The 18,176-nt window shown below is 66.5% G+C and carries 17 protein-coding genes and 1 tRNA gene; 10 read left to right on the plus strand and 8 right to left on the minus strand.

The window, feature by feature from the left end; all coding sequences use genetic code 11:
• Window positions 1-363 precede the first annotated feature (363 nt).
• Window positions 364-1,284 (plus strand): bestrophin family protein, encoded by a 921-nt coding sequence (locus tag FV220_RS13055; protein ID WP_056139976.1) that lies wholly within the window; start codon window positions 364-366, stop codon window positions 1,282-1,284.
• Between the two features lie 22 nt (window positions 1,285-1,306).
• Here FV220_RS13055 and FV220_RS13060 read toward each other — a convergent pair whose 3' ends face one another.
• Window positions 1,307-2,452, minus strand: a complete 1,146-nt coding sequence (locus FV220_RS13060; protein ID WP_147831858.1) for a type II asparaginase — start codon at window positions 2,450-2,452, stop codon at window positions 1,307-1,309.
• A 378-nt stretch (window positions 2,453-2,830) separates the two neighbouring features.
• Between FV220_RS13060 and FV220_RS13065 the strand changes: the two genes are divergently transcribed.
• From FV220_RS13065 to FV220_RS13080, 4 genes are all read left to right on the plus strand, one after another.
• The gene (locus FV220_RS13065; RefSeq protein ID WP_018045326.1) at window positions 2,831-3,298 is read left to right on the plus strand and encodes a MarR family transcriptional regulator; all 468 of its coding nucleotides are present in this window, start codon (window positions 2,831-2,833) and stop codon (window positions 3,296-3,298) included.
• 400 nt (window positions 3,299-3,698) lie between these two features.
• Window positions 3,699-4,187, plus strand: a complete 489-nt coding sequence (locus FV220_RS13070; protein ID WP_043764370.1) for an NUDIX hydrolase — start codon at window positions 3,699-3,701, stop codon at window positions 4,185-4,187.
• A 59-nt stretch (window positions 4,188-4,246) separates the two neighbouring features.
• A tRNA-Thr gene (locus FV220_RS13075) sits at window positions 4,247-4,321 on the plus strand.
• Window positions 4,322-4,675: 354 nt separating this feature from the next.
• Window positions 4,676-5,278 (plus strand): hypothetical protein, encoded by a 603-nt coding sequence (locus FV220_RS13080; RefSeq protein WP_246689452.1) that lies wholly within the window; start codon window positions 4,676-4,678, stop codon window positions 5,276-5,278.
• A gap of 73 nt (window positions 5,279-5,351) precedes the next feature.
• Here the strand turns inward: FV220_RS13080 and argB are convergent, their stop codons facing one another.
• A complete protein-coding gene (argB, locus tag FV220_RS13085; RefSeq protein WP_018045323.1) occupies window positions 5,352-6,263 on the minus strand; it encodes an acetylglutamate kinase in 912 nt (303 codons plus the stop codon).
• A 227-nt stretch (window positions 6,264-6,490) separates the two neighbouring features.
• Between argB and FV220_RS13090 the strand changes: the two genes are divergently transcribed.
• Both FV220_RS13090 and FV220_RS13095 read left to right on the plus strand, forming a co-directional pair.
• A complete protein-coding gene (locus tag FV220_RS13090; RefSeq protein ID WP_018045322.1) occupies window positions 6,491-6,754 on the plus strand; it encodes a hypothetical protein in 264 nt (87 codons plus the stop codon).
• A gap of 196 nt (window positions 6,755-6,950) precedes the next feature.
• Window positions 6,951-7,226, plus strand: coding sequence for a hypothetical protein (locus FV220_RS13095; RefSeq protein WP_018045321.1), 276 nt, complete (start codon window positions 6,951-6,953; stop codon window positions 7,224-7,226).
• Window positions 7,227-7,343: 117 nt separating this feature from the next.
• Here the strand turns inward: FV220_RS13095 and FV220_RS13100 are convergent, their stop codons facing one another.
• Complete coding sequence (locus FV220_RS13100) at window positions 7,344-8,135, minus strand: MOSC N-terminal beta barrel domain-containing protein (RefSeq protein WP_246689453.1); 792 nt, start codon at window positions 8,133-8,135, stop codon at window positions 7,344-7,346.
• 202 nt (window positions 8,136-8,337) lie between these two features.
• Here FV220_RS13100 and clpB point away from each other — a divergent pair, with 202 nt between their 5' ends.
• Window positions 8,338-10,968: an ATP-dependent chaperone ClpB gene (clpB, locus tag FV220_RS13105; RefSeq protein ID WP_147831862.1), complete on the plus strand. Its 2,631-nt coding sequence runs from the start codon at window positions 8,338-8,340 to the stop codon at window positions 10,966-10,968.
• Window positions 10,969-11,091: 123 nt separating this feature from the next.
• On the opposite strand, the gene FV220_RS13110 is transcribed toward clpB, so the two are convergent.
• Window positions 11,092-11,448, minus strand: a complete 357-nt coding sequence (locus FV220_RS13110) for a hypothetical protein (protein WP_056161473.1) — start codon at window positions 11,446-11,448, stop codon at window positions 11,092-11,094.
• 188 nt (window positions 11,449-11,636) lie between these two features.
• On the opposite strand from FV220_RS13110, the gene FV220_RS13115 reads away from it, so the two are divergent.
• Window positions 11,637-13,118, plus strand: a complete 1,482-nt coding sequence (locus FV220_RS13115) for a TIGR00366 family protein (protein WP_056139988.1) — start codon at window positions 11,637-11,639, stop codon at window positions 13,116-13,118.
• Window positions 13,119-13,220: 102 nt separating this feature from the next.
• Here FV220_RS13115 and FV220_RS13120 read toward each other — a convergent pair whose 3' ends face one another.
• The gene (locus FV220_RS13120; RefSeq protein WP_147831863.1) at window positions 13,221-13,808 is read right to left on the minus strand and encodes a hypothetical protein; all 588 of its coding nucleotides are present in this window, start codon (window positions 13,806-13,808) and stop codon (window positions 13,221-13,223) included.
• Window positions 13,809-14,216: 408 nt separating this feature from the next.
• On the opposite strand from FV220_RS13120, the gene FV220_RS13125 reads away from it, so the two are divergent.
• Window positions 14,217-15,242, plus strand: coding sequence for a calcium-binding protein (locus FV220_RS13125; protein WP_147831865.1), 1,026 nt, complete (start codon window positions 14,217-14,219; stop codon window positions 15,240-15,242).
• A gap of 99 nt (window positions 15,243-15,341) precedes the next feature.
• Here the strand turns inward: FV220_RS13125 and FV220_RS13130 are convergent, their stop codons facing one another.
• The 3 genes from FV220_RS13130 to yidC form a co-directional block, all read right to left on the minus strand.
• Window positions 15,342-15,734 (minus strand): DUF423 domain-containing protein, encoded by a 393-nt coding sequence (locus tag FV220_RS13130; RefSeq protein ID WP_056139997.1) that lies wholly within the window; start codon window positions 15,732-15,734, stop codon window positions 15,342-15,344.
• Window positions 15,731-16,381 (minus strand): ribosome biogenesis GTP-binding protein YihA/YsxC, encoded by a 651-nt coding sequence (gene yihA / locus FV220_RS13135; protein ID WP_018045314.1) that lies wholly within the window; start codon window positions 16,379-16,381, stop codon window positions 15,731-15,733. The genes FV220_RS13130 and yihA overlap by 4 nt, the downstream gene beginning before the upstream one ends.
• Window positions 16,382-16,523: 142 nt before the next feature.
• Window positions 16,524-18,176, minus strand: a 1,653-nt coding sequence (gene yidC, locus FV220_RS13140) for a membrane protein insertase YidC (RefSeq protein ID WP_147831867.1), incomplete at its 5' end; no start/stop codon positions are given.

The following is an 18,176-nucleotide window of genomic DNA, read 5'->3' on the forward strand; positions in this document are numbered from 1 at the left end:
CTTGCTTGGGCGGCACGAAGACTTTTGCAGTGCGGGAACGTCGACAATATTCAACATTCTGCGTTCCACCGCTGCCGAGCGCCCTGTGCCGATCTTCATTTCCGATGTTCCGACCACGCGGCGAGATCGGGCGCAGTGCGCCGTGGATCGATGGTGTTCATGGCGGGCAGACCTCGTGAAAGTCGTCCATCGGTCTTGCATCCTGGAACCAGCGACGCTCGAAAGGACTGAGCGAGGGACGCGTCGGCTTGCCGGTGCGAGCCTGCTCGGGCTGGCGTGTCGTGGAGCGCCCGGTGACGCGGGCTCGTCCGGGTTGTCCTTTCGCGCGGCCCTCGATCCCATCAACGGAACCTCGAACCCACCATGATCGTCCGTTCGCGTCCAAACCTGATGGCGGTGCTGTTCACGCTTCAGGGCTCGATCCTGCCGAGGGTGGCGCTGAAGGTGAGCTTCATCACCGCGGCTGCCATTGCAGTCGTCGCGGTGGAGCGGGCATGGCCCCATCCCTTCCCGATGAGTGCCGGCATCGGCCCCTTCACGCTGGTCGGGTTGGCGCTCTCGATCTTCCTGAGTTTCCGCAACGGGGCCTGCTACGACCGTTGGTGGGAGGCGCGCAAAGCCTGGGGAACGCTGATCCTCGAAGCGCGCTCCTTTGCCCGCCTCCTGGCCGCGCTCCTGCCCGAGGAGCAGCATCGCGCCCTCCGCGCGCGGACGCTGAGGCGCGTCATGGCCTTCGCCCTCGCCCTGCACGCGCAAATGCGCCGTGGCGACGAGGCGGCGGCCGCCATCCCGTGGCTCCCCGAGGCGGAGGCGGCGGATCTGCACGCCCGGCCCAGTCCGGCCGAGGCGGTGCTCGTCCACCAATTGGCCGATCTCGGGCGGGCCCGGAGCGAGGGCGCCGTCTCCGACATCCTGTTCGGCCTCGTGGAGCAGAAGATCGCCGCCCTTGGCCAGGTTCAGATCGTCTGCGAGCGCATCCAGAGCACACCGCTCCCCTTCGCCTACACCCTGCTCCTGTACCGCACGGCCTGGATCTACTGTCTGCTCCTCCCCTTCGGGCTCGCGGGCACCCTGGGCTGGGTGACGCCGCTCGTGACGGCGCTCGTCGCCTATACCTTCTTCGGCCTCGATGCCCTGGGGGACGAGCTGGAGGATCCCTTCGGCACCGAACCCAACGATTTGCCTCTCGATGCCCTCGTCCGCGTGGTGGAGGGGATCGTCCGCGACGCTCTCGGTGAGCCCGCACCGCCGCCCCTCGCGCCAGAGGGTTTCCTCCTGCGCTGAGGCGATGGTCGGGGCGATCCGCTCAGTATTCCCAGAAGATCCGCTGCAGCTCCTTGGTGTCCTGCGTCTTCGTCAGGGCGACGGCGGCGAGGATCTTGGCCTTCTGCGGGTTGAGGTCGTGGGCGACGACCCAATCGTACTTGTCGTCCGGCTGCTCGGCATTGCGCAGGACGAAGCCGTCGCCGACGCGGGACGAACGGATGATCTGCACCCCCTTGGAGCGGATGTCCTTCAGGGTGTCGACGAGATAGCCGGCCACCGAGCCGTTGCCGGTGCCGGCATGGATGATGGCCTTCGCGCCGCCGGCCACGGCCGAGGTGTAGGGTTCGGGGTGCATGTTGCCCGAGCCGTAGACGATGGCGACGTCCGGCAGGGAGTCGATCGTCTCGATGTCGAACTCGGAGGTCGTGCCGTGGCGCTTCACCGGCGCGCGGAACCAGTAGGTCTTGCCCTCCACCACCATGCCGAGCGGCCCCCACTGGCTGAAAAAGGCGGAGGGCTTGATGTTCACGCGCTTGGTGCTGTCGCGTCCGGCCTGGATCTCGTCGTTCATGGTGAGGAGCACGCCCTTGGCGCGGGAATCCTTCGCGCCGGCGACCACCACGGCGTCGAGGAGATTGAGGGCGCCGTCCGCCGAGATCGCGGTGGAGGGGCGCATGGAAGCGACCATGACGATGGGCTTGTCGGTCTTCACGACGAGGTCGAGGAAATAGGCGGTCTCCTCCACGGTGTCGGTGCCATGGGTGATGACCACCCCATCGACGTCGTCGCGTTTGACCAGGGCCGAGACCTGCTTGGCGAGCTGGATCAACTGGGCGTTGGTGAAGCTCTCCGACGCGATCTGGAAGGCCTGCTCTCCGCGCACCTCGGCGATCTGGGCGATGGCGGGCACGGCGGCGATGAGCTTGTCCACCGGGACCTTGGCCGCCTGGTAGGTGGCGCTGTTGGCGGCATCCGCACCGGCGCCGGCGATGGTGCCGCCGGTGGCCACGATGACGACACGGGGCTTGGCCGCCGCTGCCGGCGCCGTGGCCTCACCCGGTTTGGCCGGAGCCGGCCCTTCGAGCGCCGAACCCGAGACCGGTGCCAGGGGCAGGCCGAGGCCGAAGGCCAGGGCGATGGCCATCGGAAGAGCGCGGGAGCGGGAGGCTGAAGGGGCGAGCTGCATCGTGGTATCCTGTCACGGGCTTGATCCCCGCATTGTGGCCGCTCCCTCCGCCGAGGCACAGGCCAAAAAGGGGGCGGTCACAGGCTGTTCGTGCATCAATCCGCCCCGTTCGTAACAGGGAGGGTGCGCTTGGGCCGGCTGCGTCGCGCGGCTCGCGCGATGGCGTGGCATCCCGTTCATGGCAGCCATCGGGTATGGATGCCGCCTGTGGTCCGGTAAATGCTTGCAATCGGAACGAAATGACGAGACTTTCGGACGTTGGCAGCCCCTCGTCCGGCTCCGCGTCCGATGCCCCGGGCACGGAGCCGGACGCGAGGAACCGAGGTCGCCGGTCGTGCGTCGTCTCGTCTGGATCTGGGGATCGATCGCGTGGTGTATATGGTCGATGCTCCAGAGCAGCAGGTGAGCTCCACCACGGACCCGCTGCTCCTCGACAATCAGCTCTGCTACGCGCTCTACGCCGCCGCGCATCGGATCACCCGGTCGTACCGGCCCATGCTGGAGCGGATGGGGCTGACCTATCCGCAATATCTGGTTCTCCTCGTCCTGTGGGAGACCGATGGCGTGACGGTGTCGGATATCGGTCGCCGTCTGAGGCTCGATTCCGGCACGCTGACGCCGGTTCTGAAACGGCTCGAGACGGCCGGTTTCCTGATCCGCAACCGACGGCGGAGTGACGAGCGCGAGGTCGAGATCCAACTGACCGAGCATGGCCGTGACCTTCGCGCCGAAGCCCGCCTCGTGCGGGAATCCGTGATGTGCCAGCTCAACATGTCGGAGCCGGAGGTCCAGGCCATGCGCGCCGACCTCAATGCCCTGATCGAGAACCTCAGCGCCGCCGGCTGAACACCGCCTTGCATCGTCGTGCCGAGGGTCATTCCGCCGGTGTCGGCTGAGTTCGCGGTGTCACACGCGTGTCGTAGGAACGCGGGTTCTCTACGCTGGAAGCACGGGAAGCCGTTTTAGTTTGCCGGATAAATTTTGCCTTGAGGGCAATCTTCTTTTTCCGGTAGAGCCAACCCGTGTCCGACACATCCAAGCCAGCCTCGGCTGTTCCACACCTTCGGGCCCGCTCTCGCGTGACTGACAAGGGGCGTCCGATGATCCGGAGTTCGATGGTCCTCGTACCGATCGCTCATGCTGTGAAAACGCCCGTCTCGTCGCGAATGCGTACAATGCCCCGTCTAGAACCTCGCTGTCGGCCTCGGCCCGTCGAACCCGGACGGCGACTGGGCGTTCACCTGCCATGAGTTCAATCCAATTGGAGAGTGAGGCGGAGCCTCGACGCCAAGTCGGTGCCTTGCCGTTCCGGCGCCTTCCGGATGGCGGGTTCAAGATCCTCCTCATCACCTCGCGCGAGAGCCGCCGGTGGGTGATCCCGAAAGGCTGGCCGATGAAGGGCCGCAAGCCATTCGAGGCCGCCGCCCGGGAAGCCTATGAGGAGGCCGGTCTCCTGGGCGAGATCGGCAAGAGGCCGCTCGGCTTCTATCTTTACGAGAAACGCCTGAAGAGCCGCGATTTCGTCCTCTGCCAGGTCAAGGTGTTCCCCCTGGAAGTGCGCAAGCAGCTCAAGCACTGGCCGGAGCGGAACGAGCGCGAGGACCGCTGGTTCTCTCCCTCCGACGCGGCGGAAGCCGTGGCTGAATCCGGTCTGGCGGGCATCATACGAGCCGCCTGCAAGAGGGAAACCGGGCTGCTCGTTTCAAACGGATTGCTCAAAGGTGGCGAGAAGTGATTGCCAAGCCGCGTTTGATCCGCTAACTCCCCGCTCGTCCCGACACGTCGCGACGATCGGCTGCTGTAGCTCAGTGGTAGAGCACCTCATTGGTAATGAGGAGGTCGACAGTTCAATCCTGTCCAGCAGCACCATTTTCTCCGATCACATCATTGATTTATCTGATGGTGTCCCGATGGTCACGGGACGTGTCGGTCGAGTGCTCAGACATGGCTGGGCACCTTCCTTTCCTTCCCATTTTAATTCACCCGTATCGCCATGAGGCGGATGTGGTGGCGATTGCCTTGACGCTGTCGCGGCCGAGGCGATAGGGCTACGCCCCGTCTCGGCAGCCGGCCTGCGAAACCAAGGCTCGAGCGCGGGGCACATGTGTGCGGCGGTGTCGCCGGTTTCTCGGCATGGCGGCTTCCGACACGGGAGCGGCAGCGCGAACGGTCGGGGAAGCGATCCGCGGAGCGGCGCCCCAGATCGATCGAGAGGGTTTCATCGTGAGCTTTGAGCCGGACCACAAGGCATTGGCGATTCCCGGCCCCGACGTTTCCGACGAGCGACCTTCGGCGGACGCGGAGTCCATCATCGCAGCCCTGGAGAAGGCGGCCGTTTCAGCCTCCGAGTCCCCACCGTCGCTCAAGATGGTGGATATGGCCAAGCGTCTCGTCGTCGAGCTGCGGGTAGCCTGTCGGGGGCGACCAGACGCCAGGCCGATGATCCTGCGCGGCCGCGCCGCCCTCAAGAAGGTTGAGGCTGCGTTCCGGCCCGACGGGGCGGATGTGACCGAGGATGCGGTCTCCGCCGACGAGCGCCGCGCCGCGAAGGCCGAGGCGGCCCGCCGTCGCGTGGCCGAGCGCGAGGAGGTGTTCGCGCAGAATGCCGACCGCATGCGCAAGATCGTGGGTGCGTTGACGGCCGCCGCGAAGACCGAGGATCCAGGCCGCTTCACGGTCCAGGCCGGCCTGTGTCAGCAGATCTGGGACGAGATCGGCCCCGCGGGTCCGGAAGGACCCGCCCTGCTCAAAGCCTATCGCAAGGCGACGGCTTTGTTCTGGGCCAAGGCCGGTGTGCCCGAGCCCGGCAAGGCCGAAGACGCGTGATGGTCTCCGGCTCCGGCCGGCTTCGAATGTGCCGTGCCCCGGGACGCAGACGAGACGTCCCGGGGCTTCGTGGCTACGTACGGCGGATCAGGGTACCCGCGCCGTGGTCGGTGAAGAGCTCCAGCAACACCGCGTGGCTGACCTTGCCGTCGAGGATGACCACGGCCTCGACACCCTGTTCCAGCGCGTAGATGCAGGTCTCGATCTTCGGGATCATCCCGCCCGTGATGGTGCCGTCGGCGATGAGGCGGCGGCAATCCTCGAGGGTCAGGTCGGTGATCAGCTTCTTGTCCTTGTCGAGTACGCCCGGCACGTCGGTGAGCAGCAACAGGCGTTTGGCCCGCAGCGCCCCGGCGATCGCTCCGGCGAACGTATCGGCATTGACGTTGTAGGTCTGGCCGTCCGCCCCGAACGCGACCGGGGCGAGGACCGGAATCAACTCGGCTTTCAGCACCGCATCGAGGACGCCGCGTTCCACGTGCTCGGGCTCGCCCACGAGGCCGAGATCGATCTCCTGCTCGGTCTGGCTCTCCGGGTCGAGGACGGTACGCGTCGCCTTGCGGGCGCGGACCATGTTGCCGTCCTTGCCGCAGAGACCGATGGCGCGGCCACCCTCGGCCGAGATCCAGCCGACGATCTGTTTGTTGATCGAGCCGGCGAGCACCATCTCGACCACCTCCACGGTGGCCTCGTCGGTGACGCGCAGGCCGCCGCGGAATTCGGATTCGATCCCGAGCCGGCCGAGCATCCGTCCGATCTGCGGGCCGCCGCCATGGACGACGATGGGCTTCAGGCCGGATTGCTCGAGGAGGACGATGTCCTCGGCGAAATCCTCCGCCGCCGCGCGGTCGCCCATGGCGTGGCCGCCATACTTGATGACGACGATTTCCTGGTCGTAGCGCTGCATGTGTGGGAGCGCCTGGACCAGGACTTCCGCGCGGACATGCACGTTCGGGAGGGCGTCTTTTGCCAGAGATTCTTTCATCGTGAGGCACTGTCCTCGCTACGGCGCCGGATCGGGATGCGCGACGACGCGCTTCTAGCGCAGCGATGTCGCACTGCGAAGCGCCATAGCCGCCAAAGCTCGGAAAAATGGTCCCGTTGTGAAAGGCGGATCGGTGGTGAGAACGGCCGGCACCAAGGGGGCGGGTATAACCATACGTTAACCATGTCCTGTGATCCTTTGGACGATTGCACAGGACGCTTCCTCCGATGCTCGCCGCGGATCCCACCCTCGCCCGTCCGACCCTCACCGGCCTTCGGAATCTGACTGCCGCCCTCGCCCAGATCGGGAAGGACACCGCCTCTCCCGCAGAAGTCTGGCGCAGACTGACCGACAGCTACGTCGTCGATCTCGATGCCGTCGCCAGCATCCTGCCCCGCGCCGAGCCCGAGCCGACCTGGCTCGTGCCCCGTAACGAGGATCGCCTCGTCACCGGCCGATCGCGGGCCGGCAAGGTATCGCTTCGCGCGTGAATCCGAAGTCTTCGCGCCGCGCATGAGAGCCATGTCCAGCCCGGATCGAGGCTACCTTGCGACAGGTTTGGCATCTGTCATGCTAGACCAAGTCCAATGAAAAACGACGAGGAACGCTCAGGCAACAATCACGCGGCCGCTCGACGCCTGAGCAACACCGCGGACCTTATTCGCCGAACCGAAAAAGGGGTCCGTCATGTCCGAATTGTTAGCCGTCGCCCTCGTTTGCTCCAGCATGATCGCGGTGCAGGATTGCTCCCGCACCACCGCCCTCGACGTCATCGTGTCTCCCGCGCACACGCCGATGGAATGCATGATCCATGGCCAGACCATGGCTGCTTCCACTTGGAGCGATGATGGTGAGAAGCGCTACGTCAGGGTGACCTGCGAGCGCCGCCATGCCGATCTTCGCGGCCTGCGCCGGGCGGGCTACGCCGCAGCTATCGTCCTCGTCCCGCGTCACGCGATCTGAGCGATCCCGCATCGGGGAACGCGACGGACGATCAGGGCCCGCAGGCCTCGCGAGTCTCCGAGGCAGGTTTCGCAGACGTGGCCGCCGCGCTTCTGCGATACAAACCTGTTTAGCGCCTCACGCCTCGATCCGGAGCGTCTCGCCCCGTTCGAGGCGGCCCCCATGGAGCACCTCCGCGTAGACCCCGCAATCGGCATGGCCGAGACGCGTGGAGAGCGTCCGGGGGATCGCGAGGTCACGGATGCCGGTCGCCGGATCGACATTTGTCGCCGCACAGCGCTCCGTCCGCTTCGAGATCCGCAGGCGCACGCCTCCCGCCGTGGCGAGAATGCGCCCGACGAGGTCGAGTTCGGCGAAGGGGGGAAGGCCGGTGAGGTGAAGGTTCGCGCGGAAGCGCAACGGATCGACGGGCGCGCCCACCATGTCCTCCGTCGCCGCGACGCTGGCGAGGTTGAGGAGCGAGACGAAGCCGCGTGCTGAATCGGTGAAGCGGAAGCCGTCCGGTGCGGCGAGCAGCCTCGGCGGCCCGCGCAGGGAGTCCGCGAATTCGGCACGGAAGAACGCTTCCACCGCCTCGCGCCCTTCCGGCGTCGAGAGGTCGGCCTCGACCACGAGGCCGTCGCCCTGGCGGATCGTCAGCACCGACGTTTCGTCGTCGTAGCGCGTGATGAGGCGGGCCAGGGCCTCGTTGCGCATCAGCATCAGGAACTTGATCTTGGGCTGATGCTTCGGCGCGGCCGGATCGAAGCCGGACGGCCCGTTCTCGATGGCGAACAGCCGGTCGCCCGGAAAATAGCGTCCCGCTTCCAGCGTCACTTGCTCCAGCTCCTCGGGCGAGAGCCCCTTCACGGGGTAGCGGTGGAGCGCTTCGAGGCGCAGTTCGGGAAGGCTGGTCGGCGTCGCGGTCATGCCGTCAGCCTCGCCCGAAGCCATACTCGCACGCAAGTCCGTGATCGGGTCTTGTGGTGCTCATTTGCAACACTACATCGTGAGCAATCGGCGGCCCTCGCGGCGCCGAGGCTTCCCGGACCATCCGGTCGGGAAGCGACGTCTCGACGGGGCCGCGCCGCTTGGCGGGCGGTGGATCGTCGGCACGGGGGAGAGGACAGACATGAATTTCGAGATCTATACCGAACGCGCCCGCGGCTTCGTCCAGGCCTCGCAATCCCTGGCCCTTCGCGAAGGCCATCCGCAATTGCAGCCCGGCCACCTGCTCAAGGTGCTCCTGGACGATCCAGAGGGGCTCTGCGCCGGTCTGATCGACCGCGCCGGCGGGCAGTCCCGCGTGGCCCTCGCCCAGGTCGAGCAATGGCTGGCCAAGCAGCCCAAGGTCTCCGGCAACTCGGCGCAGCCCCAGGCGACGCGCGAACTCGTGCGCCTGTTCGACACCGCCGAGAAGGCCGCCCAGAAGGCGGGCGATTCCTACGTCACCGTGGAGCGCCTGCTGCTCGCCCTCGCCGTGGAGAAGGACACCGAGTCCGGCCGTGCCCTCGCCGCCGCCGGCGTCACCGCCGCGTCGCTGAACGCCGCCATCAACGCGCTCCGCAAGGGCCGTACGGCCGACAACGCCACGGCCGAGAACGCCTACGACGCCCTGAAGAAATACGCCCGCGACCTCACCGAGGCCGCCCGGGAGGGCAAGCTCGACCCGGTGATCGGCCGTGACGAGGAGATCCGCCGCACCATCCAGGTCCTGTCCCGGCGCACCAAGAACAACCCGGTGCTGATCGGCGAACCCGGCGTCGGCAAGACTGCCATCGTCGAGGGGCTGGCCCTGCGCATCGTCGATGGCGACGTGCCGGAGAGCCTGAAGGACAAGAGTCTGCTGGCCCTCGACATGGGCGCGCTGATCGCCGGCGCGAAGTATCGCGGCGAGTTCGAGGAGCGGCTGAAGGGCGTGCTGTCGGAAGTCACTTCGGCCGCCGGGGGCATCATCCTGTTCATCGACGAGATGCACACGCTGGTGGGAGCCGGCAAGGCGGACGGGGCGATGGACGCCTCCAACCTGCTCAAGCCAGCTCTGGCGCGCGGCGAGCTGCATTGCGTCGGCGCGACCACCCTCGACGAATACCGCAAGCATGTGGAGAAGGACGCGGCCCTCGCCCGCCGCTTCCAGCCCGTCTTCGTGTCCGAGCCCACCGTCGAGGACACGGTCTCGATCCTGCGCGGCATCAAGGAGAAGTACGAGCAGCACCACGGCGTCCGTATTCAGGACGCGGCCCTCGTGGCGGCCGCGACCCTGTCGAACCGCTACATCACCGACCGCTTCCTGCCGGACAAGGCCATCGACCTGATGGACGAGGCCGGCTCGCGCCTGCGCATGCAGGTCGATTCTAAGCCGGAGGAGCTCGACAACATCGACCGCGAGGTGGTGCGCCTCAAGATCGAGGGCGAGGCCCTGAAGAAGGAGACCGATTCCGCCTCCCGCGACCGTCTGGTGCGGCTGGAGAAGGAACTGGCCGATCTCGAAGAGCAGTCGGCCGCGATCACCTCCCGCTGGAAGGCCGAGAAGGACAAGTTGGGTGCCGCAGCCGAACTCAAGAAGAAGCTCGACGAGGCGCGCAACGAACTCGCCTCGGCCCAGCGCCAGGGCCAGTATCAGCGCGCGGGCGAACTCGCCTACGGCGTGATCCCTGGGTTGGAGCGGGAGCTCGCCGAGAACGAGGCCGCTGCCGAAACCGCCGTCGCCCGCGACGGTATGGTCGAGGAGGCGGTGACGCCGGCCCATATCGCCGGTGTCGTCTCGCGCTGGACCGGCGTGCCCGTGGACAAGATGCTGGAAGGCGAGCGCGAGAAGCTGCTCGCCATGGAAGCGGCGCTCGGGCAGCGTGTCGTCGGCCAGCGCGAAGCCGTGGAAGCCGTGGCCACCGCCGTGCGGCGTGCCCGTGCCGGCCTGCAGGACCCGAACCGGCCGATCGGCTCGTTCATGTTCCTCGGGCCGACGGGCGTCGGCAAGACCGAGCTGACCAAGGCACTCGCCGGGTTCCTGTTCGACGACGACACCGCCCTCGTGCGGATCGACATGTCGGAATACATGGAGAAGCACTCCGTGGCCCGGCTCATCGGCGCGCCTCCGGGCTATGTCGGCTACGAGGAGGGCGGAGCGCTCACGGAAGCCGTGCGGCGCCGGCCCTATCAGGTCGTGCTGTTCGACGAGATCGAGAAGGCGCATCCGGACGTGTTCAACGTCCTGCTGCAGGTTCTCGATGACGGGCGACTCACGGACGGGCAGGGGCGGACGGTGGATTTCCGCAATACGCTTCTGATCATGACCTCGAATCTCGGCTCCGAATATCTGGTGGCGCAGACGGAGGGGCAGGAGACGGACGAGGTCCGCGAGGAGGTGATGGGCGTGGTCCGCCATCATTTCCGGCCGGAATTCCTCAACCGGATCGACGAGATCATCCTGTTCCACCGTCTCCGGCGGTCGGAGATGGGGGCGATCGTCGATATCCAGCTCAAGCGGCTGCAGACCCTCCTCGACGAGCGCAAGATCGCCCTCGACGTGGAGCCCGATGCCCGCGACTGGCTCGCCGACAAGGGCTACGACCCGGCCTACGGGGCGCGTCCGCTCAAGCGTGTGATCCAGAAGGCGGTGCAGGATCGGCTGGCCGAGCAGCTGCTCGCGGGTCGTATCCATGACGGCGAGGCGGTGCAGGTCCGGCTCGGCCCGTCCGGCCTGATGATCGGCGACGATCCGGCCCTGCCGGAGCGGCGCCCGGCGAGCGTCACGCTGAACTGAGGCGCGGCCTGTCTCACGGCCCCGGCGGGCTCGTTTCGCCGGGGCAGGTCAGGCGATGGCCGCCATCTCCCGTGTCATCTCCCGAAGGAATGCGCGCATCCCGGGCGGGGAGCGAGGCGTCGATCAGCGACCCGAGCCGCGCAGCGTCATTGTCACCCGCTGTTCGAGCAGGTTCCACCGCGCTGAGAACCCGCTCGCCACGCAGCCCCCATAGGTCTGGCCTACGAAGAAGCCCTGCGCTGCCCGGTTTCGGCAATCGAGCACGGGCGGCAGAGCCAGGACGACGAGGACGGCGCCGGCAATCGCCGCCACGCTGGCCAGGATGCCGAACAGCCACGCCAATTGCGAACCGTAGGCCTTCCTCCCACCGTCATCACGGTCGGACCCGGTCCCGTCGGTCAAATCGCGGGACATCGCATCCGCCCGGGGGCGGCGGTCGCGGATGATCTCCACGGGGGATTGGCTCGCCGGCTTCGTCACGCCTCGTCTTCCCCAAGAATTGCCGATGCGATCTAAGCGTGCAGTGTTGAAGGAAGATTGAAGGGGAGGCGTGCCTGTCGCCTTTGCTTGGTGACAAGCCAAAACGCCGGGCTTGAGCCTGCTCCATGTTTGGGCAACATGCACGGCGTCGGCTTGATGGACCAGGCCGGATCACGGCGGGATTTCAGATGTCGGCACGCAATCCAGAAACCCGCAATCCGGTTCCGTCCAAACCGGGAACCGGCCGCCCCGCTGGCGAAGCTGCTACCGATGGTGCCCTGTCCCGCCTCGGCATCCGCTTCACCGTCTGGGCCGAGCGCTGGTTTCCCGACGCGTTCATCTTCGTGGCCATCGCGGTGGTCATCGTGGCCCTCGGGGCGCTGGCCAATGGCGCTCCCGCGATGACGGTGGCCAAGAGCTTCGGCGACGGATTCTGGAGCCTGATCCCCTTCACCATGCAGATGGCCTTCGTCACCATCGGCGGCTACGTGGTGGCGACGGCGCCGCCGGTTCAGCGGCTGATCGACCGGCTCGCCCTCGTGCCCAAGACGGGCCGGGGTGCGGTCGGCTTCGTGGCGGCGGCGACGATGCTGTCGTCGTTCCTGAGCTGGGGCCTCAGCCTGATCTTCGGCGGCCTTCTCGCCCGCGCGCTCGCCCGCCGCACCGAACTCCGCATGGACTACCGGGCCGCGGGGGCGGCCGCCTATCTCGGCCTCGGCGCCACCTGGGCCATGGGCCTCAGCTCATCGGCCGCGCAGTTGCAGGCCAATCCCAAAAGCCTGCCGCCGAGCCTCCTGCCGATCACCGGCGTGATTCCGTTCAGCGAGACGATCTTTCTCTGGCAGTCGATGCTGATCGCCCTGATCCTCTTCGTGATCTCGATCGTCATCGCCTACGTGTCGGCGCCCCAGCCCGCCACCGCCGTGACGGCCGACGACCTCGGCCTCGACGTCTCGCGCGACAAGCCGGACGAGTCCCGGCCGCAGCAGCCTTCGGAATGGCTGGAGCATTCGCCGATCCTGACCCTGCTCCTCGTCATCATCGCCGGCGGCTGGCTCTACCAGGAATTCGCGCGCCAATCCTGGATCACCGCGATCTCCAACCTCAACACCTACAACCTGCTCTTCCTCACCCTCGGCCTGCTGCTGCATTGGCGGCCGCGGAACTTCCTCGCCTCCGTCGCCAAAGCGGTGCCGGCCACCGCCGGCGTGCTGATCCAGTTCCCGCTCTACGCGGCGATCAGCGCCATGCTGACCAACGCCAAGAATGCCGGCGGCACTTCGGTCTCGGACGTGATCACCCACGCGTTCGTGGCGCTGAACACCACGGGCAGCTTCCCGATCTCCATGGGTGTCTATTCGGCGGTGCTCGGCTTCTTCGTGCCGTCCGGCGGCGGCAAGTGGCTGCTGGAAGCGCCCTACGTCATGCAGGCCGCCAACGAGCTACAGGTCCATCTCGGCTGGGCGGTGATGATCTACAACGCCGCCGAGGCGTTGCCGAACCTGATCAACCCGTTCTGGATGCTGCCGCTTCTCGGCATCCTCGGCCTCAAGGCCCGCGACATCGTCGGGTTCAGCTTCCTGCAGCTCATCATCCACCTGCCGGTGGTGCTGTTCCTGCTCTGGGCGCTGGCCTTCACGCTGACCTACCACCCGCCGGTCATGCCGTAGGGGGCGGCCTGTTTCCCGGGCCTGACCCGACTACGTGACGCGAGCCCGCCGATCGTTCTGATCAGACATTCCGATCCGCCGCATGGGACAAGGGTCGGGGTTTCAGGGGCGTCCCTGCGGTGGGCCGCCCATGGCGATCACGCCGGTATCGGCGAGGCCCCGGGCCTCGTCGGCGCCAGAGGCCACGAGCGAGAAGCTGATGGGCCGCAGCGGACCGCTGTCGTGGCCGGTTTCGCCCTCGGACCAGGAGCTGACGGATATCGGCGTGAATGCATCCGCCATACCGCTGCTCGTCAGACCCTCGGCGCGGGCGCGTGCATCGACGCGTTGCAGGAAGCCATCGCTCGCTACGCCAAGGCGCACCGGCCGGGTGTCAGGCTCGGCCTGCCAGATCGTACGGATGAGGCAATGCCGGCCGTTCCCGTCCTGGCCCCAGGATGCCACGTAGCGCGGCGACAAAAGCTCCACGGCCTTCTCCCGGTCCGGCGCACGGCTCGGGATGGTGTCGATCGCCTCCCGTGAGGCGGGCCGCGTCGCGAGCCCCTGGAACGGCATGCGGCCGTGGCGGATGTAGCCGAGGCAATCCTCGAAGATGATCCGCATCACCAGCGGCTCGTTCTCCTCGATCGGCGCGGCGCTGGCGGGGAAGGCCGCGAGGCAGGCGGCGAGCAGAATCCAGGGTTTGCGCAAACGATCCTCCCTTCGGTGCGTGGCCGGGCGGAGCGTACACCATCGTCTCGATAGGCGTAGGGCCGTCCCGGTCCGGCCGGATGCCCCATCGATGGGGAAAGCACTCGACAATGTCGGCGTCGACCCATCCCCGATCGTAGATCCTCGCGTCGGCACGCCGAATTTTTGATGTCTCACTGGCGGCTAACAGGCCCTCCCGAGGAATGATTCCGCGCCGTGCCCGCATCGGTCGAACACCTAGAGCCGGGGGGGGACACCTTGATGGATAAGGCGATGCGGACGCTGCGGGCCGCAGATACTGGCGTTTATCTTGAGAGATGGTCATATAATTCAAGTGCAAAATTTCATATTGCCTGGTGGCCGGCGCAAAGCTAGGCTAACGCCGCAATCCTATCCTCTTTGGAGGGTGTGACGGAAAGGAACGTCATGGCGTATGTAATGGGTACTGGTCAGGCCGATGTCATCGATTACGGCAAGGGTGTGACCGACGACGACGACTATATTCTCGGCTACGGTGGCGACGACGTGATCTACGGTCGAGGCGGGGACGATACCATTTTTGGCGACTCCGATTCGGCGACGAACTATGTCGGCAGCGACACCCTCTATGGCGGCGGTGGCAACGATCTGCTGGTTGGAGACAATGGCGTCGATACGCTCTACGGCGGATCTGGCGATGACCGGTTCGTCATGCGCTACGACTTGTTCGTCGACGACGTCTACGGCCAGTCGGGTACCGATACTCTCGCGTTCTTCGCTTTCGATCGAGCCGCCAACGTCAATCTGAGCCAGAAGTCTTATTTCATCGTCGGCGGTGAGGAAGGCAAGCACACCGTCTCCGGTGTCGAGAACGTGAGCGGGACCGACCAGAACGACAAGATTGCGGGCGACGCCGCAAGCAACCTCCTGATCGGCAAGCTCGGCGACGACCAGCTCAATGGCGGTGCCGGCAACGACACGCTTCAGGGTGGGGACGGTGTGGACCGGGTCGTGGGAGCCAGCGGCGACGATGTCCTCTCGGGGGATGGCTCGTCGGACAAGCTGTTCGGGGGCGAGGGGAAGGACGTGCTGAACGGCGGGACCAGCGACGACACGCTGTTCGGTGACGCCGGCAACGACTCGCTCCGTGGCGATGACGGCAATGACACGCTGGTCGGTGGGGCCGGCAACGACAGACTGACCGGCGGCGTGGGCCGCGACACTTTCGTTTTCGACCGCCTCACGGGCAAGGACGTCATCACCGACTTCAGCCCCGGATCGGGCTCGCCCGACGTCATTCGCCTGGAGAAGGATGTGCTGGGCTCCTTCGCCGCATTGGTCTCTCACGCCAAGGACACCAGCGCCGGGGTCGTCATCCACTACGACGCGGGCAGCATCCGCCTTGCGGGCCTGCAGGTCGCGGATCTGCACGCGACCGACTTCCTGTTCGTCTGAGCCTCTCCCCACCGGCTCCCTTGCGTCATGGGGCTCGAAACGAGGGCCTCGCACGAGGAGGAGCTTTTTGGTGCGCGTCAGGGACCGGGCGGCAGGAGCTTACCGGCCGGGTGCCGCCTGTCGGGCTCCCGTCGGAACGAAAGCGGCGAGTGCGGCCAGCAGCCAGCCGGCCATCAGCAAGAGTCCGCCGGCCGGGGCGGCCATGGGAAAGAGCGGAATGCCGTGCATCGCCCGTAAGGACAGATCGCCGGAGAACAGAGCGAGCCCCATCACCAGGGCGGCGGCGGCGACTCGGGTCGTGAGGCGATGAGTGATCCCGGTTGCGGTCAGGGCCACCAGAACGATGATGGCGGGCGCGTGGAACAGCAGGAACTGCGCCGCCGTCTTCAGGCTGTCGGTGCCAGGAATATGGGCCGCCGCCGCGCTCGCGGCGACGCCCAGCAGGCCGGCGAGAGCGCCGAGTGCGAGAAGGGCGCGGTCGAAGCCGGTCATGCACCGCGCTCGGACAGGAGACGGGCAACGCTGGCGCGCAGTTCCGGCACGCCACGATCGTCGCGGCTCGATGTGAGCAGGATTTCGGGGTAGGCCGCCGGGCGTTTGGCGATGGCCGAGCGGATGCCGGCGATGCGCGCCTCGATCTCTGCCTTCTTCAGGGCATCGCCCTTGGTCAGGACGATCTGGTAGCTCACGGCGGCCTTGTCGAGCCCATCGAGCACGTCGGTATCGATGCTCTTCAGCCCGTGGCGGGAATCGATCAGCATGAAGACGCGGGCGAGGTTGGCGCGGCCCTTCAGGTAATCGTGGATCAAGTCGGTCCAGGCCTCGACCTTGGTCTTCTCCACGGCGGCGTAGCCATAGCCCGGCATGTCCACCAGGGTCAGGCGCCCGCCGATATCGAAGAAGTTGAGCTGCTGCGTCCGCCCCGGCGTGTGCGACGTCCGCGCCAGAGTGTTGCGACCGGTCAGTGCATTGACGAGGCTCGATTTGCCGACGTTCGAGCGGCCGGCGAAGGCGATCTCGACGCCCTTCATCGGCGGCAGGGCAGCGACGGTGGGCGCGGAGGACAGGAAGTCGGCCACGCCCGCGAACAGCAGACGGCCGGATTCGAGGAGGGCCGCGTCGGCTTCGGCTTGGGACATGGATGGGTTCCGGATCGTGGGCGGCGCATCCGCCAGCGTGAGGCGCCGACACGCGGGAAACAGGAAGGTCCTCCCCGTCGCGAAACGGAGAGGACCCGTGATCGAGTCGTCGTTGCGGAGCGGTGTCCAGCCCCGGAGGCGGTCAGCTCTTGGCGACCGCACCCTTGTCGGCGGGCTTCTTCTTGAACATCCCGCCGAGGTTGTCCCACAACTCCACCTTCACGCCGTTGCGGCGCATGATGACGTATTGCTGGATCACCGAAAGGGTGTTGTTCCAGGCCCAGTAGATCACCAGACCGGCCGGGAACGAGCCGAGCATGAAGGTGAACACGATGGGCATGAAGGTGAAGATCTGCGCCTGGACCGGGTCCGGCGGCGCGGGGTTCATCTTCATCTGGATGAACATCGTGATGCCCATCACGATCGGCCAGATGCCGAGATGGATGAAGTCCGGGGCGGCGAAGGGCAGGAGCCCGAACAGATTCAGGATGTTCGTCGGATCGGGAGCGGCGAGATCCTGGATCCAGCCGAAGAACGGCGCGTGCCGCATCTCGATGGTGATGAACAGGACCTTGTAGAGCGCAAAGAAGACGGGGATCTGAATCAGCACCGGCCAGCAGCCGGCGACCGGGTTGATCTTCTCCTTCTTGTACAGCTCCATCATCGCCTGCTGCTGCTTCATCTTGTCGTCGCCGTAGCGCTCGCGGATCGAGGCCATCTCCGGCTGCACGGCCTTCATCTTGGCCATGGACTGGTACGACTTGTTGGCGATCGGCAGGAACAGAAGCTTCAGGCAGAAGGTCACCACCAGGATCGACACGCCGAAATTGCCGAACAGGTGGAAGAAGAAGTCCAGCGCCCGGAACATCGGCTTGGTGATGAAGTGGAACCAGCCCCAGTCGATCATCAGATCGAACTGCTTGATGCCGAGATCCTTCTGGTAGTTGTTGATCGTGTTGACTTCCTTGGCGCCGGCGAAGAGCTGCTGGGTCGCCGTCACGGTGGTGCCCGGCGCGACGTTGCGGCCGTCGCCGCGCACGCTGGCCTGATAGACCTTGGTGGCGCCGTCGGTGCGCTCGGTGAAGCTGCCGGTATAGGGCGTGGCCTGGTCGGGGATGGTGGCCGCCGCCCAGTACTTGTCGGTGATGCCGACGAAGCCGCCGGTCACGTTCGCCCAGGCCTTGCCCTTGGTGCTGGCATTGCCGAGCACCGGCTCCTTGGCGACGTGATCGTAGGTGTATTCCTGCAGGCCGTCGGCGCCGACCACGCCGATCATGCCCTCGTGCAGCACGTAATAGCCCTGCGTCGTCGGCTTGCCCCAGCGCGAGACCAGCCCGTAGGGATACAAGGTGACGGCGTTCGCGCCCTTGTTCTCGACTTCGTCGCGGATCGTGAACATGAACTTGTCGTCCACCGCGATGACGCGGCGGAACACGAGGCCGGCGCCGTTGTCGTAGGTCAGCGTCAGGGGCTTGGTCGGCGTCAGCACGGTCTCGTCGGCGGTCCACACCGTGTCACCGGTGGGGAGGGGGCCGGTATTCTGCCCGACCCAGCCGAACTCGGCGTAATAGGGATTGGCACTGCCGGTGGGCGAGAGCAGCACGATGCGCGGGCTCTTGTCGTCCACGGTCTCGTGGTAGCCCTTGAGCGAGACGTCGTCGACGCGGCCGCCCTTGAGGGCGATCGAACCGGCGAGCGCCGGGGTATCGATGGTCACGCGCGGCGAGCGGGCGAGCGCCGCCTCGCGGCTTTCCGCCGGCGTCTGCGCATTCGGCAGGGTGCCCGGCACGGGGGC

The sequence above is a fragment of the Methylobacterium sp. WL19 genome, from assembly GCF_008040005.1.
Lineage (GTDB): Bacteria > Pseudomonadota > Alphaproteobacteria > Rhizobiales > Beijerinckiaceae > Methylobacterium > Methylobacterium bullatum.

Bases quoted from the DNA above. Each gene is read 5' to 3' on its own strand.
- FV220_RS13055 (WP_056139976.1), top strand. From the start codon at position 364: ATGATCGTCCGTTCGCGTCCAAACCTGATGGCGGTGCTGTTCACGCTT.
- FV220_RS13060 (WP_147831858.1), bottom strand. From the start codon at position 2,452: ATGCAGCTCGCCCCTTCAGCCTCCCGCTCCCGCGCTCTTCCGATGGCC.
- FV220_RS13065 (WP_018045326.1), top strand. From the start codon at position 2,831: ATGGTCGATGCTCCAGAGCAGCAGGTGAGCTCCACCACGGACCCGCTG.
- FV220_RS13070 (WP_043764370.1), top strand. From the start codon at position 3,699: ATGAGTTCAATCCAATTGGAGAGTGAGGCGGAGCCTCGACGCCAAGTC.
- argB (WP_018045323.1), bottom strand. From the start codon at position 6,263: ATGAAAGAATCTCTGGCAAAAGACGCCCTCCCGAACGTGCATGTCCGC.
- FV220_RS13090 (WP_018045322.1), top strand. From the start codon at position 6,491: ATGCTCGCCGCGGATCCCACCCTCGCCCGTCCGACCCTCACCGGCCTT.
- FV220_RS13095 (WP_018045321.1), top strand. From the start codon at position 6,951: ATGTCCGAATTGTTAGCCGTCGCCCTCGTTTGCTCCAGCATGATCGCG.
- FV220_RS13100 (WP_246689453.1), bottom strand. From the start codon at position 8,135: ATGACCGCGACGCCGACCAGCCTTCCCGAACTGCGCCTCGAAGCGCTC.
- clpB (WP_147831862.1), top strand. From the start codon at position 8,338: ATGAATTTCGAGATCTATACCGAACGCGCCCGCGGCTTCGTCCAGGCC.
- FV220_RS13115 (WP_056139988.1), top strand. From the start codon at position 11,637: ATGTCGGCACGCAATCCAGAAACCCGCAATCCGGTTCCGTCCAAACCG.
- FV220_RS13130 (WP_056139997.1), bottom strand. From the start codon at position 15,734: ATGACCGGCTTCGACCGCGCCCTTCTCGCACTCGGCGCTCTCGCCGGC.
- yihA (WP_018045314.1), bottom strand. From the start codon at position 16,381: ATGTCCCAAGCCGAAGCCGACGCGGCCCTCCTCGAATCCGGCCGTCTG.